We start from the raw sequence: 1,806 nt of genomic DNA on the forward strand, positions 1-1,806 counted from the left end.
CCCCGGCCGCGTACGGCGGTGCCGCGCCGCGTCTACATCGCGCGTTCCGCGGCGTCACGCGGTGCGAGGCGGGCCGGGAACACCAGGCTCAGCAGGAGTGCGACGAGGCCGACACCGCCGAGTACGAGGAAGGCGGCGGCGAAGCCGTCCCAGGCCGGCAGCGGGGTGCCGGCGATGGTGGAGCCCGCGATGAGCCCGGCGCTGATCTGGGAGCCCAGTGCGCCGCCCACCGACCGGGCGACGAGCGAGAGCGCGCTGACGCTGGCGACCCGCTCGGCGGGGACGATCGCCATCACGATGTTCATGCCCTGGGTCATCCCGACTCCGATGGTCAGCCCCACCAGGCCGGACGCCACCGCGATCACCCAGGGCGCGTCGGGCACCGCGAGCAGGATCAGGGCAGCGGCGAGCATCGCGGCGTTCGAGAGGGCGATCACCTGGCGGACCCCGATGAGGCGCTCAAGCCGCCCGGTGAGGGGTGCGGCGATCAGCGACACGACACCGAGGGGGAGGAGGTAGAGGCCGGTGAGTGTGGCCGTACCGCCCAGTCCGTACCCCGTGGCGGCGGGCAGCGCGACGAGCATCGGGATGGATATGAGCAGGGCGGTCGTCCCGAACCCCGCGACGAAGGCGACCGCGCAGGTCAGCAGCACGGGTCTGCTCCGCAGCAGGCGCAGTTCGACCAGGGGTTCCGGGATACGGAACTCGAAGGTCGCGAATGCCACGAGGACGGCGATCCCGCCCAGGATCATCCCCAGCACCAGCGGTGAGGCCCATCCGTGGTCGGCGGCCAGGGTGATCCCGAGCAGCACGAGCGCGAGTCCGGCGGCGAACAGGGCGGCACCGGTCCAGTCGACCCGGCCCCGCTTGGCCGGCGGGGCGGAGGGGACGGACTTCCAGGCCACCGCGATGGCGATCAGCATGACCGCGAAAGCGATCCAGTACAGGGAGGTGTAGGGCAGCGAGGTGAGGACGATTCCGGTGATGAGGAGGCCCGCCACCGTCCCCACACCGCCCGCCGCGAAGAGGAAGCCGTTGCCCGTCCGGGCCCGTTCGGGGCTCTGGGTGTCGTTGAGCAGGCCGACCGCCAGTGCCATGTATCCCCCGCCCGCGCCTTGCAGGATCTGCCCGGCGGTCAGCAGGGCGACGTTCTCGGCGAGCGCGGGGAGGAGGGTGCCCACGGCGACGGCGGCCATGGCACCGATGAGGACGGTCCGCTTGTCCCGGATGTCGCCGAGCCTCCCGCTCAGCGGGGTCAGAATGGCGTTGGACATCATCAGGCCGGTGAAGACCCAGGCGATCGCCGGTGCGGAGACACCGAGGGCCTGCTGCATGGTCGGGAAGGCGGCGGGGAGTCCGTTCTCCAGCATCATGTACGCGAAGAACATGGTCACCACGGCGACGAGCGTGCCTCGGGGCGAGCCGGGCCGGGCCGCACCCGCCGGTGCCGCGGTGGTCGGTGTGGGCAGGGGGGACGAGGGTTGCATGAGTGCTCCTGTTGGTCGCAGACGGAACTGAACGTTGCGACGACCCCTCCGCCGGCCGCGGTCACGCCCGCCGGAAGCCACCCGAAGTCGTCATCCACCAATGCGGTTTGTTCGGTCGGGCAGGGAAGAGAGGTTCCGGCACCGCGCACCCGGCTCGCGCACCTGCCCGCGCACCCGGGCCGCGCCCCGGCGGCGCGCTCCTTCGCAATGCGGCAGGTATGAGGCGGGGAATGCCTGACAGGGCTCAACAGGCACGCGGGACTCAACAGGCAGAGGCAGGCAGGACTACGCCCCGGGCGACCGGGAAGGCCGCGGCATC

General features: G+C 71.9%; 1 protein-coding gene. It reads right to left on the bottom strand.

Translation table 11 applies throughout. From position 1 onward, the window contains the following. Positions 1–32: 32 nt before the first annotated feature. Positions 33–1,487 (bottom strand): MFS transporter, encoded by a 1,455-nt coding sequence (locus tag ACWF94_RS39805; protein WP_453500068.1) that lies wholly within the window; start codon positions 1,485–1,487, stop codon positions 33–35. Positions 1,488–1,806 lie beyond the last annotated feature (319 nt).

The sequence above is a fragment of the Streptomyces sp. NPDC055078 genome (assembly GCF_053607985.1).